The 15,419-nt window shown below is 59.1% G+C and carries 12 protein-coding genes; 6 read left to right on the top strand and 6 right to left on the bottom strand.

The genetic code is table 11. The features are described 5' to 3' along the window. Positions 1 to 21: 21 nt before the first annotated feature. On the bottom strand, positions 22 to 855 hold the full coding sequence (locus BXE_RS13075; RefSeq protein WP_011488772.1) for a DUF932 domain-containing protein: 834 nt from the start codon (positions 853 to 855) through the stop codon (positions 22 to 24). Between the two features lie 845 nt (positions 856 to 1,700). On the opposite strand from BXE_RS13075, the gene BXE_RS13070 reads away from it, so the two are divergent. After that, a complete protein-coding gene (locus tag BXE_RS13070) occupies positions 1,701 to 2,399 on the top strand; it encodes a hypothetical protein (protein ID WP_011488771.1) in 699 nt (232 codons plus the stop codon). A 205-nt stretch (positions 2,400 to 2,604) separates the two neighbouring features. On the opposite strand, the gene BXE_RS46905 is transcribed toward BXE_RS13070, so the two are convergent. Both BXE_RS46905 and BXE_RS46900 read right to left on the bottom strand, forming a co-directional pair. Beyond that, positions 2,605 to 2,787 carry a hypothetical protein gene (locus BXE_RS46905; RefSeq protein ID WP_049782174.1) on the bottom strand — a complete coding sequence of 61 codons (183 nt, stop codon included), beginning with the start codon at positions 2,785 to 2,787 and terminating at the stop codon, positions 2,605 to 2,607. Further along, positions 2,787 to 3,284 carry a hypothetical protein gene (locus BXE_RS46900; RefSeq protein WP_193352969.1) on the bottom strand — a complete coding sequence of 166 codons (498 nt, stop codon included), beginning with the start codon at positions 3,282 to 3,284 and terminating at the stop codon, positions 2,787 to 2,789. Before BXE_RS46900 ends, BXE_RS46905 begins: the two co-directional genes overlap by 1 nt. On the opposite strand from BXE_RS46900, the gene istA (BXE_RS13060) reads away from it, so the two are divergent. Both istA (BXE_RS13060) and istB (BXE_RS13055) read left to right on the top strand, forming a co-directional pair. Continuing rightward, positions 3,222 to 4,715 carry an IS21 family transposase gene (istA, locus tag BXE_RS13060; protein ID WP_011488770.1) on the top strand — a complete coding sequence of 498 codons (1,494 nt, stop codon included), beginning with the start codon at positions 3,222 to 3,224 and terminating at the stop codon, positions 4,713 to 4,715. The two genes, BXE_RS46900 and istA (BXE_RS13060), sit on opposite strands and share 63 nt — an antisense overlap. Beyond that, positions 4,712 to 5,554: an IS21-like element helper ATPase IstB gene (gene istB, locus BXE_RS13055; RefSeq protein WP_011488769.1), complete on the top strand. Its 843-nt coding sequence runs from the start codon at positions 4,712 to 4,714 to the stop codon at positions 5,552 to 5,554. Before istA (BXE_RS13060) ends, istB (BXE_RS13055) begins: the two co-directional genes overlap by 4 nt. 561 nt (positions 5,555 to 6,115) lie before the next feature. On the opposite strand, the gene BXE_RS13050 is transcribed toward istB (BXE_RS13055), so the two are convergent. Both BXE_RS13050 and BXE_RS13045 read right to left on the bottom strand, forming a co-directional pair. Next, positions 6,116 to 6,994 carry a hypothetical protein gene (locus tag BXE_RS13050; protein WP_116611317.1) on the bottom strand — a complete coding sequence of 293 codons (879 nt, stop codon included), beginning with the start codon at positions 6,992 to 6,994 and terminating at the stop codon, positions 6,116 to 6,118. A gap of 224 nt (positions 6,995 to 7,218) precedes the next feature. Next, positions 7,219 to 8,100: a hypothetical protein gene (locus BXE_RS13045; protein WP_148222947.1), complete on the bottom strand. Its 882-nt coding sequence runs from the start codon at positions 8,098 to 8,100 to the stop codon at positions 7,219 to 7,221. Between the two features lie 724 nt (positions 8,101 to 8,824). On the opposite strand from BXE_RS13045, the gene BXE_RS13040 reads away from it, so the two are divergent. The 3 genes from BXE_RS13040 to istB (BXE_RS13030) all read left to right on the top strand — a co-directional run bounded on the left by BXE_RS13040 (position 8,825) and on the right by istB (BXE_RS13030) (position 12,586). Then, the gene (locus tag BXE_RS13040) at positions 8,825 to 9,709 is read left to right on the top strand and encodes a hypothetical protein (RefSeq protein ID WP_011488766.1); all 885 of its coding nucleotides are present in this window, start codon (positions 8,825 to 8,827) and stop codon (positions 9,707 to 9,709) included. A gap of 556 nt (positions 9,710 to 10,265) precedes the next feature. Next, positions 10,266 to 11,789 (top strand): IS21 family transposase, encoded by a 1,524-nt coding sequence (gene istA, locus BXE_RS13035; protein ID WP_011488765.1) that lies wholly within the window; start codon positions 10,266 to 10,268, stop codon positions 11,787 to 11,789. 8 nt (positions 11,790 to 11,797) lie between these two features. After that, positions 11,798 to 12,586, top strand: coding sequence for an IS21-like element helper ATPase IstB (istB, locus tag BXE_RS13030; protein ID WP_011488764.1), 789 nt, complete (start codon positions 11,798 to 11,800; stop codon positions 12,584 to 12,586). Between the two features lie 117 nt (positions 12,587 to 12,703). Here the strand turns inward: istB (BXE_RS13030) and BXE_RS13025 are convergent, their stop codons facing one another. Continuing rightward, on the bottom strand, positions 12,704 to 15,352 hold the full coding sequence (locus BXE_RS13025; RefSeq protein ID WP_011488763.1) for a DEAD/DEAH box helicase: 2,649 nt from the start codon (positions 15,350 to 15,352) through the stop codon (positions 12,704 to 12,706). Positions 15,353 to 15,419 lie beyond the last annotated feature (67 nt).

Below are 15,419 nucleotides of genomic sequence, written 5' to 3'. Positions count from 1 at the left end.
ACGTGGCGTCGCCCCTGGCGCTTACGCCTTCATCTTGCGCATGGCGTCGGCCAGCATCCAGAGGGCGCGATTGAGTTTCACGTTCTGGTCGATGCCGGTGACAGGGCGCGTGGAGATCGCGCGACCGGTCCGCGAGCGCCCGTGCAGTCCGCCTTTGGTGAGGTTTTCCTGCACCCGGTTGAACACCGTCCAGAGATCGTCGCGGCGATCCTCGAAACGGCGTGGGGCGAGTAACTGGCTCTCGGTGACGGGGGCGGGGGCTTCCGCGTCAGTCGGGTCGTAGCGCAGCGCGAGGGCGGAACGGGCAAACGCGTGCTGTTCATCGCGGTCCAGTTCGATGCCGCGCATGCTGTCCTTCTGCTCGCGGATCAGGTCGAAGCCGTCGAGCACGTCGAACGCGCCATCGATGACGTTCCGTGCGATGTTGCCTTTGTGCGGTATGCGGATATCGCGCACGCTGTCGCCCGCGACCATGCCGTTCTGGCAGACGAAACGCAGCACGCCAGCCAGCATCTGGTAGCTGCTCGTGCCGTCGTGCGAGTTCAGGAGTACGACCTCGTTGGCTTCGTCCCCGACGATCTGGCTGGCGTGGCGAAGCCGGAGCATGTGTTTCGTGTACTCGCGCTTGCCCGGATCGCGCACGCGGCTCTGGCAGACCATGAACGGCTGGAAGCCTTCGTTGCGCAGGCCGCGCAGCACATCGATAGTGGGAATGTAGGTGTAGCGTTCGGAGCGACTTGCGTGCTTGCCGTCCGCGAAGATGGACGGCGCGACGCGACGGATCTGCTCGTCCGAGAGCGGGGAATCGGCGCGCAGCATCGGGGAGCCGTAACGGAATGAGGAAGCGAGTTGCATGGCACTCTCCACAGAAAAAAGTTGAGTTACGGGCGGTGGGATGGCCTTGCCGCTTGCGCGCGAAACCTTCCTGGTGGAACTCGGGGTTGGCTTCTGCTTTGCCTGACGCCCTGTTTCCTGCCCGTGCGACTCAAGGAGCCGGGAGCGGGACGGTGTCAAGGAATAAGGCGAGGGATGGTGCGGGCAACACGGTCCCTCGCCCCTTGATTCCGTCCCGCTCCCGGCTACGGTCGCGGGAGAGGGCAGGAAAAAGGGTGTCTGGCAGAAGATGCCAAGGTCGAGAGCGACGGGGCGAATTGCGATGCCTTGGTTATTCACAGTTTTTGGGGGCAACGCTGTGAATAACTTCCGGCGAAGGGGCGTAAGTAGTTGAGGGGTATTGGAGTTCCCGGTGCGTCTCGCGGCAAGCACGAAACGGGTCAGGACTGGGTCATTTGATGTATCTGGGTCGTACTCCTTCAGGATCTACATCGGCACTAAGAGGTAGCAGCACCTATACCGTCGGTGACTTGAGAACAAGGGGACCGGCATCGTGCGTCAGTGGCGCTTGCCGGTTTGTTGGCGCCGATGATCAACGCACGAGGTCGGCGAATGGGATGCGCGGGTATCGCGCGAGCGTCGCATGTGAGTCTTGCTGTCAAGCTGCGCGAGCCAAGATCCCACGCACTGGAATAGCGGCGAAGGGCATCTAGGAGTATGATCAAGGCAGGCGCCCGCCCAAGTTCTGGACGGCTTGAAAAAGGCATCGGCGGTACCCTGCAACACTCCGCTTTCTTTCATCCGGATTACCCGGCTGTTCGACAGCGACAAAACGTCCAGCGCTCGAACAGTGACGGAGTATTCCGATGACCCAGCTCGTCCGTACGGCCGCCTACGCGGCATCCCAGCACCTTGCTCAGCAAGGGCTGGTGGTAAAACGCTCCCACCTTTCCGAAGTAATTGCGGCTCTCCTCGGTTACGGCACGCATGCGGCGCTGACCGTCGACGAGGCCAATCTAGCACTCGACTATCACCTGGACGATGCTGAAATCCTTGTGCTCAATCGGCCGATGGGCGAGGGAAGGGCTCGTCAGGAGGGGATGGGCATGTCGAGCATGGTCGCGGCGGCGGTGGTCACGACATGTATCGAGGCATTGGTTGCCAGCGCGGCTCCCACGCCGGTCTTCGTCGGTATTGCAGATTTCTACGATGCGCACGCCCGCCAAGCGTTGGCCGAGGCCATCTATGAAGCCGACGATGTGGCGGATGTCATGGCAGGAAGCAACGCCATGTTCCCGGAGGAACCGGAATTGCCCGAAGAATGTCCACTGACCACGGACCTCTGGACTGCGGCCGCAATCTGGACGATCGAGGCCGATGGCGAGATGACCGGGGAGTATGACCCGGATGGTGATCGCATGTTCAACGGCGACACACTGCAATGCCGTGGGTGGCTGTCCTTCCTCAAGGCGGGCCGGGCGGGATTGTTGATGCTCGACAGCGGCGGAGGTGCGGCGGCCGACGATAGCTGGCGCGACGCCGGAAGTGACGACGATCAGCCCTAAGTCGGACCGGTCAACCTGACGGACGAATCGGCGTCGTCCCAGCGGTGCAACCGCCGCTCGGGATTACGCCGATTGCGCATGGCAACGTCAACCGGTGCGTGCAAGATGGTTCTTGAGCAGAAATCAGCGCATGTTGAGCGCGAAGGAACGCCAGAGGCGCGTCATCTGGTCTTCGGGAATGCCGATGGGCGGTGGGCATTTGGACTCAGGAAACGAAACACGCCTGCGAGCCATTTTCCGCTTCGACAGATACCTCGCCACTGATGCGCAGGAACGCAATCGCCGAGACCCAACCCGAACGGTCGTAGGTGACCGGATTCGGCAGTCGTGCAGCGACATCAGCGGCGACATCGACCGCTAACGTCTCCAGCGCGACGCGCGCGTTCATCAGCGACGCGTTGTAATCGGGTGGTGTCGCACCGAATGATTCGGCTGAGGCGGTGATCCTGGCGACGATGTCCTGCCGACGAGGCCGCCTGAGTTTAGCAATGGCTCAATCAGGTCGTCATTGATCGGCATCGCATCGGCAATCGATGGGGCGGTCTGAAGAAGCCGCTTGTCCCGGACGAGGTATCCATCTAGAAGCAGGCATTGCATCAGGTCGTGCAGGCGTTCGTCAAAGCGATACTTGGGATTTACGCGAGCACGCAGGTCGCCTTGATGGGGGGCGACAATTATGTTGGCCGGTCGTTGACGTTTGTTTTGGCCGGTGGTGAGGAGTCGGAGGCGGCGTAGCCGCCGGAGACGACGAACCACCGGCGGCGCCGCGTCGGCGGGGCAATAGGATGGCTGATCGATTCTTAAAGAAGAAGCGGTCAGCACATGTCTGGAACCCGCATCACCGACCAACAGGTTCGCCTCTACATGAACAAGCGCAAACACCATCCGCAGGAACTCGCGGCCGCGAAGGCAGGAATAAGCGTGCGCAGCGCACGTCGCATTGAGCGTGACGCGACGTTGCCATCCCAGAAGCCGCAGCGCTCCTGGCGCACCCGTCCCGATCCGTTCGCCGATGTCTGGGACAGCGAGGTCGTGCCGTTGCTGCGTAACGCTCCCCATCTGATGGGCATCACGATCCTGCGCAAGCTGCAGGATGATCACCCGGGCTGCTATCCCGACAGCATGCGTCGCACGCTGGAACGACGCATTTCTCAATGGCGGGCGCTCGAAGGTCCCAGCCAGGAGATCTTCTTCCCCCAGGAGCATCAGCCCGGCGTGCGCGGGCTGTCTGACTTCACTGATATGAGCAAGTTGTGCGTGACGATCGGCGGCGCACCGTTCGAGCACCGGCTGTATCACTTCGTGCTGGCATTCTCGCGCTGGGAGTATGCCTGCGTGGTTGAGGGCGGCGAGAGCTTCGAAGCCCTCGCCAACGGTTTGCAGAACGCTCTATGGCAGGCGGGAGGTTGCCCGCGCGAGCATCGCACCGACAGCCTGTCAGCCGCCTTCAAGAACCTGAGCGAGAAGGAAGACTTCACTACCCGTTACAAGGCGCTGCTCGATCACTACGAGATGCAGGGCACGCGTAACAATCGCGGTCTAGGTCACGAGAACGGGAGTGTCGAATCCTCGCACCGGTATCTGAAGGACGCAGTCGATCAAGCCCTGATGCTGCGTGGCCATCGAGACTTCGTTGATCGTGCTGGCTACGATGAATTCATCCGCGAGCAGGTGATGCGCCGAAACCGGCGCTGCGCCGCCGCGTTCCGTATCGAGCGCCAGCAGCTTCAGGATTTGCCGGAGTACCGTACCACTGACTTCGTCGAGGAAGAGGCTCCTGTGACCCGCTGCAGCACTTTTACGGTGCGCGGCATCCTCTACAGTGCGCCGTCGCGCCTGATTGGTCACCGGCTGAAGGTGCGCGTCTACGGCGACCGGCTCGACTGTTACCTGTCCGGCGTGCTGGTCCACAGCACCGCACGGGGCTCGCGTGCGCGCGACAACCGCCACGCGCTTGATTACCGCCACTTCATTGACTCGCTGAAGCGCAAACCCCAGGCATTCAAGGGGCTCGCGTTTCGTGACGCGCTGTTCCCGCGTGATGCGTACCGCAGAACCTGGGAACAACTTGATGCCCGCCTGTCACAACGCGACGCATGCAAGACGATGGTCGGCCTGCTTGAGCTCGCGGGCCTGCACGGCGTGGAGGCCGTACTGGCCGGGCAGCTTGATGCAATGCTGGAAACCGGCGAGCTTCCCGATCTCAAGGCGCTGCGTGAGCAGTACGCACCCCGTGAGGCCCAGTGCCCCGATGTCGAGGTTCAGATGCCGCCCGTTGCCGTGTATGACGAACTGCTCAAGAAGGTGGCAGCATGAACGCGCCCGCGCATGATGGTGGCCGCCTGGCCTTGATGCTCAACGAGCTGCGTTTGCCAACGATCGGTAGGTTGTGGCCCGAGTTCGCTGAGCGCTCGGACAAGGAAGCCTGGCCGGCCGCACGCCTGCTCGGCGCACTGCTAGAGCACGAGCTGGCCGAACGCGCTAAGCGACGCATCGAGCGGCACCGTACCGAGTCGCATCTGGACCCGACCAAGACTCTCGCCGCCTTCGACTTCGGCGCCGTGCCGATGGTCTCAAAAGCGCATGTCACAGCGCTGGCCACCGGAGAGTCATGGCTGGAGAAAGGCGCCACGGTTCTCCTGTTCGGCCCGCCTGGGGTCGGAAAAAGCCACCTGGGATCGGCTATCGGTCATGCATTGATCGACGTCGGCTACCGCGTGCTGTTCACGCGTACCAGCGAGCTCGTCCAGAAGCTGCAGGCCGCGCGCCAAAGCCTGCAGTTGCCTTGCGCGCTGGCCAAGCTCGATCGCTTCGATTTGATCATCCTCGACGACCTGTCGTATGCCCGCAAGGACCAGGCCGAAACCAGCGTTCTGTTCGAGCTGATTGCCGAGAGGTATGAGCGAAAAAGTCTTCTGATAACTGCAAACCAGCCGTTCTCGGGCTGGAATGACGTGTTCCCCGACCCCGGCATGACGGTCGCCGCCATCGACCGGCTTGTGCATCACTCGACGATCTTCGAACTCAATGTCGAAAGCTACCGCCGCCGCAAGGCCGGCGACAAACAGAATGCACGGCGGCGTCAATTACACGACGACAAACCTAGCAATCCGTTCAGCAGCCAGTTGCCTGACGACGGCAACGTTGCGCAGTAACGATGAGCGTCAACTACACGATCACGCAACGACAACTACGAAGGAGCAACGTCAAATATGACCTGATACCGAACGACAACTACCCCGTTGACCGGCCAAAATAGTTGTTGCTGACCGGCCGTGCTGCTTGACGCTCTCTACCTTGAGTCGCCACGACCTCGGCTAGTACCTGCATCAGAATATTTTCATCGAGCACCTGCAGGCTGACCGATAGGTCAGCGAGCAGTGCGTCGACCATAGTGTGAGATGCTGTCCGTACTTGCTCAGCAGCACTTCGCTGACCGCCGCTCCTTGCAGGGCCAGAAATTGGGCGAGCGAAAGGCGGGTCCGTTTCCCAAGCATGCTGGTCGTTCCCCCCTGGACGATGGCCTCGGAGTAGCACAATGCTATGTGGTCATCGGTAAGGCCGCACGAATTCCACCACACACAACGCGTGAAATCGAGAAGTGTTGTGCTGGCGTTCGCCACGCTGGCGAACGGAAATCGCGACGAAGCACCCGGCGCGGCTCGTCCTTCACAAGAGCGAATAATCAGGTCGCCGGGAATCGGAGTAAACCTGGTCTAAGTGGCCTGCTCTCGGGCAGCAGCTTCCTGATTTTCCAGATAACGTCCATACGCAAACAGCATCGCCCTGGCGAAACTTATAACCTGTGTTCGCTGTTCCTTGGTCATCGGCCGCAACGGGGCAGGATGCTTGCCGTTGTGCCGACCGCCTTCGACGGCGCCATCATTGAAGATTTTGCCGAAATTGCTCCATTCGGCTTTGGTGAGATTAAGGGCTTGGCGGGCTAACTCCTCCTTGCCGAATTTCTCGGTGACTGCGTCACGCACATCGTACAGGTGGTTGATAGCATGTTCATCCGCACCAAAGGCGAGACTGAAACTTTCCCAGGCGCGGCGGAAATAATCGTCACCTAGATGCTTCACGAAGCTGGTACTGGTGATCCGCAACTCATCCTTGGCGTCTTGGAGCGCTTGTCGTGCCTGTTCCGCCTCAGCTTCTTTGGCATCGAATACAACGTTCCCATCAGCGTCCTTGACGCGTACGTTGAGAACACCGACGCCTACGTTGACATGGTAAGGGGCGATATTTCGACAGACGCCATCCTTCACGAACTCCTCGAAGTACATGCTGAACTCCATGCCACCAGACAGGTGTGTGTGTCGAACGCCTGCCAAGGCTCGAATGAGCTGCCTGAAGGTGGGCAGCTTGTCTTGCGTGAAGCGCATTAGCTGCGCTTCCTCATAGTCGCTCTCTGCGTAGAGCCAATTCCAGGTCGTATCGACGGAGGCAATCCTCCCGTCCATGTCCGGGATTGGCATAGGTATCCTGCGGATGAAGAGTCGCCAGCCGTGAACCTCAAGTCCGCTTTCAGGAATGAGTTCGTCGAAGAAATTGTTGGGATTCGGACAGGCCCTTATCTGGACGTAGCTATTCATCGCACGCTCACTGGTGTCAATCATAGTCGACTAGAGCGTGGGATCATACCAAGCGACAGTAGATTGCCGTACGGATTTGTATTCGCGATGCGTCATTGGTTGGTAGGTGAGCCGCACGATGCGTGCGAACAGGAGGGCGACGTAGTACTCGAGGCGTTCGTCTGTGCGTTCTCACCGAGCGGGCAGGGCCAGGTGCCGCATTCTCGCAAGGGGCATTGCCAGAATTATTCGAGTCTGGATCCTCCGGTAGAAGGATTCGGGTGGGTCGATTCGGCTTCGACTCGAGTTGCGCTGCGATCGAGTTCGTCGATGACGGTCTGCGCCCATTCTCGCCAAACCGCGTAGCCTTCCATCGCTTTTCCGCCGTTTCCGAGTCTGGCGTCCAGCATGTCAAGGTATGAGCGCAGTACGGCCGCCTCACCCCAGCTCTTAGCTTCCGCAACGAGCTCGGCTTTCCGCTGCCGCTCCTGTTCTGCTCTTTGCTGGGCCTCTTTGCGCTGCCGTTCTTCCTCTTGCCGCCGAAGCTCGGCGGCTTTCCAATCCAGATCACGTTGAGCCCACTCCGCTACCGCAGCCACCGAGCGCCTATATCGGAGTTCGATCACGTCAAAGATGCGCTCAAGCTGTAGCTCCAGCAATTGATCCCTGTGGTCTGCAATTCCGGTTTCACCAAGGCCCTGCTGCTCGACAAATAGAGTGAGAAGACCGGACGGCGTCAGTCTTTTTACCTGCTCAGTCTTTCTATCCCAACTGCGTATTCTTTGGCGCAAGCCGGCATCCAGTTTTTCGACTATGCGTAGCTGAACGTATGCCTGCTCGCGCGTTAGTCTGAGTCTGGAGTCTCCTTTCTCCATGCTGACTGAATATCCACTACGCTCGGCCTGCCAGCAGATGATGTTGAGCAGTGCGAGACCGCGCTCATAGCTTAGCAAAGAAAGCCGGGCTACAGATTTCCGGTGCGTTGTGGCGAGTAATTGACCAGCGTCACAAAAATATTCCCAGTTTCCGCGAGAGTCCAGATGGGCCGGAGGTCGCTTCCCCGGATGCGCTCGTTCCCAATCGTCTTTCAGCTTAAGTCGTCCCGCGTTGTCGGCGTCGTCTTTCATGCGCTTGCGTAGCCCTTCGATGGCGTCATGCCAGCGCGTGGGCGTCCGGGCTACAGCGCTCAGTGAAGCTTTTTGAGACGGGGCTTCAGGCAGCGGCTGTGGGTGTGTGGGCTGCTCAGTCGTACGTGGCCGTCGAGCCCGCTTACGCGGTATATCTGTTGGCTTTGGGCGTTCTATCCACTGCGGCAGGGGTGGTCGCTCGATCGCATATCCCATTTCTACGCGTGTCCAATGTCCCTGTTCGGGTACCGGGATTTGCAGGTCGTTGCATACGCGTCGGATATCCGATCCAGAAAGGCCGTACTTCGTTCCGAGATGCTTCATGGGAGTTGACCAGACATCTTCGTAAAGTTGCTCTCGATCAAAGGGAGCCAGGTGACCGATGTCTTGCATGATTTGTTTCCCTTTGATCGCCGAATGTGCGCTTCTGCGGAACTGTCGATTCGATATGTAGAGTGTGGTGTGAGCACGAACGGCCGTCATACGGACATGTTATTGTCGACGCCGCCTGCCATGTGCAACAGAAGACAATCTTATCAAGGGAAGCTGACTGAAGCGCCCCATGCTTCCAGCTTCGTCGGAGTTAGCTAATTCAAGTGGCTCGCGCAGCACGAAAGCCCGGCCCGCAACATATGTGAGGGGCGTCCGGATGCGCTTGCTAGAATACCGCACGGAACAATTGGCTGATTTAGCGATACCTGTACTATCCGAATAGGAATCCGCAATGTACATTCTCGATACCTCGGCAATTCAGGGAATTGCGAGGGCCAAGCTGGAGCTCGTCGCAGCTAAGGCAGATATTTCGGTCTCAACTTTTTCTGTGCTTGAACTCGGGAGCCATCTCCATGAGGAGGCCCGCTATCTACGGGCTCGGGGAAATTTTCTCAAGTGCGCAATACCCAGCATGCTCGAGGACCCGTTCGTGCTTTTGTCGCAACGGACCGGGACGCAAGCCAACCCGTCCAGGCGCGAAGATCAAATTGTCCTTGATCAGTTGCTTGAGGCGGTTCGGCAATCCAATACCTTGGCGGAACTGGATCAAAAGACTGTGACCTTTCCGGATGGTGCGGTTGCGTCCTGCAAAGGTGTCGGTGCTCGGATCGCCAGTGGGCTGGCTAACGAGGAGGCAGAGTTTGTATCTCACATTCAATCGCTGGCTACCGTCATACAGCTAGATCCAGAACTGAACGGGCAGCATACCCTGCTACCCGAAAATCTGGCTGCATGCCTGATTAGCGTAATACGTCATTTGAACCCTGGTTTCAATGGAGATATTCAATCACCAGCGTTTCTTGCGACCGTTCCCTACGCAGGCTACCTGATACATCGACTGTATAAGTACGCCAATGCTCGGCCGATCAACGAAGTAACCCTGAACGTTGACACCAACGACTGCGAAGATGCTTATATCGCGTCCTGTCTTGACATTTGTAGGGGGGACACGCTGGTCACGAACGACACTGGAACGATCGAGGCACTAAGAAATACAATTTCCGCCTTAAATACGGTATTGCAAGCACCTATCGGATCGTCTCACGTGATGTCAAATGAGGAATTCCTTAACGCCATGGGCATTGGCCCTTCAGGTCAGGCGTCTGCTGTGCCATGATGGCGAACTCATGGGGGCACGAACTGATATGGCCCGTATGGCGGAGTCGGATTTGCGGTCTGGTATATGACGGTGGCGTCCAGCGCGACAGGCTCAGCCAAGCGGTTTTCTCCAGTTTGCGCAGCAGGTGAGGGCCAGAAATTCGGGTTCCGGAATGCGGATGATTCTGCGAATGTTCGCCGCGGGTAGTCTACTCACGATGTAGCCTTCACATTCCACAGGTTCGGTGATCTGATGACCTTGATGAGCAGAAATCGGCGCGCAATACTTCGTGGCTCCGTAGTTCAAACGATAGCGTGCACATCTCACATCTCACATCTCACATCTCACAGCTGGTGTGAATTTCCGGCATATAGGAGCCATTTCGTTTCCGGCGTAATGGCGCCACCGGATTTTCGGCGTAAAGGAGCCATGGCGTTTTCGGCGTAAAGGCGCCAGTTGATTTTCGGCGTAATGGCGCCACCCGGGCGACGAGTACAGAGGGTTCGAACTTTCGTTGATCGGCTAGACTGCCGGCCTTTTGCCGGGAGAGGCCGTGGCTAATCGGAGGTTTGAGATGTACCAATACCGACAGATTCTGGTGCGCATGCGCCGAGGTGACTCTGACCGGGATATCGCACGATCGAAGACCATGGGGCGCAAGAAGATTGCGCAGGTGCGGGAGATTGCCGCCAGGAATGGATGGTTGGCGCGTGAAGCGGCCTTACCCGACGAACACGCAATGGCCGCTTTCCTGGATCGCAAGGAGGCGCCGCTACCATCGAGTTGCGTCTCAACTTTGGAACCGTGGCGGGAGCAGATCACCAAGTGGCGGGCAACCGGCGTTCAATGCACGACGATCCACGCCACGCTCGTTCGCAACCACGGATACGGCGGCAGCTATTCGTCGGTCTATCGTTTCCTTCTGCATATAGACGCATCGCACACGCCCGACGTGCCGCTGCGCCTGGAATTCAAGCCGGCCGAAGCGGCACAGGTTGATTTCGGCGCCGGTCCGATGATGACCGATGCGCTCACCGGCGAGATCCACAAGACGTGGTTCTTCGTCATGACCCTGGCCTGGTCGCGCCACCAATATGTTGAGTTCGTCCGGGACCAAACGGTAGCGACCTGGCTGGGATGTCACCGGCGCGCGTTCGAGGCATTTGGTGGGGTGCCGGCTCGGGTCATCATCGACAATTGTAAATGTGCGATCACGCGCGCGTGCTATTACGAGCCCGAGGTGCAACGCGCGTACGGCGAGTGCGCAGAAGGATACGGTTTCAAGATTGATGCTTGTCCGCCGAGGGATCCACAAAAAAAGGGAATCGTGGAATCGGGCGTCAAATTTGTGAAGCGAAGCTTCTTGCCCTTGCGCGACTTTCGTGGCTTGGCTGACGCCAATCGCCAGGTACACGCGTGGGTAATGAACGAAGCCGGCAACCGCATCCACGGTACGACTCGCGAGATGCCGCTCAGGCGCTTCGCGGAAGTTGAACGAAGCCTGCTGATCAGTTTGCCGGACGTGCCGCCGGAGCTCGCCGTGTGGGCGAAGACCAAGGTGCACCGCGACGCTCATGTCCAGTTCGAGCAGAGTTTTTACTCGGTCCCGTATAGGCTGGTCGGCCAGGAACTGTGGCTCAAGGCGACCGACACCATGGTGACGCTGTATCGGGGGCAGGACTCGGTCGCAGCCCACGTCCGTCTTACTCGCGCGGGCGGCCGTCGCACGGTAGACGATCACTTGCCCTCCGCTGCCCAAGCGTGGCAATTGCAGGACACTCAATGGTGCCTGGCAACTGCCGAGCAGATCGGACCCGCCTGCTACGCCTTGGTCCACGCGCTCTTCGGCGACAAGGTCCTGATCAAGATGCGTTCGGTGCAAGGCGTGTTGCGACTCAAAGAGAAATATGGCGCGGTCCGACTCGAAGCAGCTTGTTCGCGCGCCAACCACTACGGCACGCCGCACTACACGGCGGTTAAAACGATCCTGCAAAAGGGATTGGATCAGCTGACGCTGTTGAACGCCTTTGATGCGCTGGCGAGCACCTACACCGAAGGGGGCCGCTTCTGCCGCAACACACAAACCATTCTTCAATAAGGCCGGCCATGCATCCCATTCCTGAACTGACTCCGCTGCTTAAACAACTTCGCTTGTCCGGCATCCTCGATTCCCTGGAAGCGCGAAACCGCGAGGCAATCGATCGCAAGCTTGCCTTCACCGAATTCCTTTCGCTGCTCATACATGACGAGGTAGCCCGGCGCGATAACAAAAAGCTCAGCTTGCGCATGCGACGCGCCAACTTCCGCAGCCAGAAGACGCTGGAAGGATTCGACTTCGATCGGTTGCCAAGCCTGAATCGAGCCGCCATTCATGATCTCGCCACCTGCAGATTCATCGACGAGAAAGTGGCCGTTTTAATCGCCGGCCCCTGTGGCACCGGCAAGAGCCATCTGGCGCAAGCCCTCGGACACGCAGCAGCAAGGCAAGGACATGATGTCCTGTTCTCCACGCAAAGCCAGTTGCTGGCTAGCCTGCGCAGCGCAGCGGCCGTGGGAACTTACGACCGTCGTTTCCAGTATCTTGCCAAGCTCCCGTTGCTGATCATTGACGACTTCGGTCTCAAGCCGCTGCGTTCGCCTGACGACGAGGACTTCCACGACCTGATCGCCGAACGTTATGAGCGCGCGGCGACAATCTTGACTTCAAATTTGGACTTCCCGGAATGGGGTGAAGCATTCCCAGGTAACAAGATGATTGGCGCGGCAACCCTCGACCGCTTGCGTCACGGCGCCCACAAAATCGTTCTCGACGGCGAGAGCTATCGCGGACTGAAACCAGGCGTCGAAACACTCAGAAGCGAGCTTGCAAAAGGAGGCAAAATCAAGCAACCTTGATCCCCGTTCGAACCCTCGAATTACTCGTTTCCAGTGGCGCCATTACGGCGAAAACGCCCGGCGCCATTACGCCGAAAGGTGACAGCTGGGAAACTGTGACAAAAAAACGGACGTGCCTCAAGGTATCCATAGGTCATCAGGGCCGCGATAGCTCAGATCGAGATGGCCGTGCTCCTGCGCCACAGTGGCGCGAACGAGGCCACGGCGGTTGGGATTGAGCGGATGGTTGAGGGCGCCTCGCAGCGTTCCTTCGGCTGACAGCACGATTGGTTGTCCATTCCAATGGTAGACCGTCATGGGAGTGCCGGGCGGCGGAGGAACCCCATGCCATTGCACTTGTGCTCGATACCGGCGCTCAGCCCATGTCCGACCATCGAAAGGGGCGAAATCCCGCGTGAAATCGAGCCACAACGCTCTGGTTTCCGCGGTGGGCCAATCAGGTTGAGTGGACAAGGCTGTGACGAGCGGTGATCGCAGCCAAGCGCGGAGTTCCCAGCCAGTGGTAAATGTTGCGGCCGTGTCATTCACCGCCTTAATGGCGGAGAGCCGCGAATTGAAACCGGACTGAATCAGGATGGAGGCGGAGCGATTCATCGTTCCGGTTTCTACTGCGGGCACAGCCAGGCCGACTTCGTAGTCATTCAGCGTTAGCCCAAAGTCACCGACTACATCACCATTCGCAATCGCGCGTACCCGCACCGCTTCCATCGCCCAAGGCAGGCGATAGACGAGGCCACCTTCGATGAACTGCAGCGCGTCGCCTTCCTGTCCGGCGACGAGGTCAGCGAGCGGCTGCCCCAGGAGCCAGCACCGCAGAATGTGCCGCCAGTTATCCGGAAACGGATCAGGCGTGAAGGGATAGAAGCCGAAGACGCGCTCGGCGAGCGCTGTAATCGCCTGGATGGCCGCTTCCGCATCAGACACAAGGAGTGAGGCATTGGCCTGGACGAGTAGAAGGTTAGCTTCGGGCGCTACGGCATCAAGGGCACGCCCCGCCTCAAGGCCAAGACCAGCAAGGAAATAGCCTCGGCGAGCGGCCGGCGTGGAGCGTGCCCAAATGTAGCGGCTGCGGGTCAGGAGTGTGGTTCGAAAGGCTTGTTGGTTGGCAGCGTCCTGGCGCACGAGCCGTCTCTGCCACAGCGATGACTGGAGGGCTGCATCCAGTGCTGCTTCGATACCATCATCGGGGACGTCTATGTCGCCGATCAGGCCGAGGATGGCGGTATCGAGGGTGGGGAGATTGCGTTCCCATTCCTTCAAGGCGCGATCGCGCTTGTCGGCCCTCTCGCCGATGACCTCAGGGAAAGTCCATGCCTCAGCGTTGTTGACCACATACTCCATCAAATTATTGAGGTCACCGCCGACGCGGGCGTGCATGCGCACAAGTAGACCCACGATGAGCTGGATAAGGCCACTTTCCATCTCGCGTGCGCCTAGGTCTTCAATTAATTCGACCCAGTCATTGTGCTTCTTGTTTCGCACATCTTCGAATATGGGAAAGAGCACCAGGCCCTCGACGTCGACATAGGCGCGTCCAGCGCGGCCTATGACGTTCTTGAATTCCGAAACCTTGATTCGCTCTCCGTTGCGGTAAAGCGAGTGCATAACGATGACCGTTGCGGAGAGATTGAGCCCTTGAGCGAGCGTTGGTGAAGAGATCGTGACCTTCAGGACACCATCACGCAGGAGTCGCTCAACTTCTTTGCGATAAGCTGTGGGCAACGCTCCGTGGTGTAGCGCGACGCCGAGCCGGAGGCATTTGAGAATGTTGCTCTCTACTCCGAGCCATTCTTCTCCAAGCGCGATAGCCGTTTGCAGGACGGCAGGGGCGTCAGTGAGCAAGGATCGCAGCGCGCCTCGTTCATGCAGATCGACAATCGCCTCAGCGAAGGGTTCGACGCTGCGTCGTTGGGGGCAATAGATCAGAACGGTCTGACCGTCGTCGACAAGTCGCCATGCTGTAGCGATGCTCAATTCCTGTTGATCGTTCGGGAATGGGCGTGTGCGCCGCCTCTTGGGTCGAACAAAAAGCGGAGGCGCAACGCCAGTCAGGAAGCGAGGAACGAAGGGGCGCTCCTCGCCGACGCGAAGATTCAGGCGTGCGGTGGGGGAGTTCCAGATTACTTCGCCGAAGCGTAGTCGAGTAGGGCGCCAGTCGTGCTTGATTGGGCCACCGGGATGATCGCGACGCAGCCACGCGGAGAAATCCTCCAACTGGTCGCCATCGGGCAGAATGGCCGACAGGCACACAATCCGACGTTGATCGGCGTCTGGCCGGCGAAGAAGGCGCTGAATCTGAACCTCATAGCGCACTTCGCGTTCGCCAGGTCCGATCATATGGCCTTCGTCGAATACCAGCAGGCCAACATCGTCGAGAAGGGATGGATCGTTGCGCAGGGCGAAGTCAAGCTTCTCAGGCGTTGCGACGACAATGTTCCGTCCGCGTATCGCGTCCTCATCGAATCCAGAAACTCCGATACTGCCGTAGAGAGCAGAGATGGTTTTCCCGAGCGGGCAGAAAGTGCGCTGGAGGGTGCTTTCGGTCTGAGCTGACAGGGCGCGCAGCGGGGTGACAAAAATGACCCGGCGGTTCGCTGCCAGGCAGCGAAGAATGCAGAGTTCAGCGATTCGCGTTTTTCCTGCACTGGTCGGTAGTGACACGACGAGATTGTCCGTCTGGTCCACGGCGCGGGTAGCGGCGAGGATTTGGGATGGCCAGAGATCCACCTCGGCTTTGGGACGGCATCCGAGCGACGCAATGAACATTTCGCGGAGGTTCGTCCAGTCGGCTGCGGCTCCCCCGGCAGGGTGCAGTGGCACCTTCTCATGAAAA

The organism is Paraburkholderia xenovorans LB400 (genome assembly GCF_000013645.1).
GTDB classification, from domain to species: Bacteria; Pseudomonadota; Gammaproteobacteria; order Burkholderiales; family Burkholderiaceae; genus Paraburkholderia; species Paraburkholderia xenovorans.
Note: the sequence above shows the minus strand (reverse complement) of the source record. Positions and strands in the feature narration are given on the sequence as shown.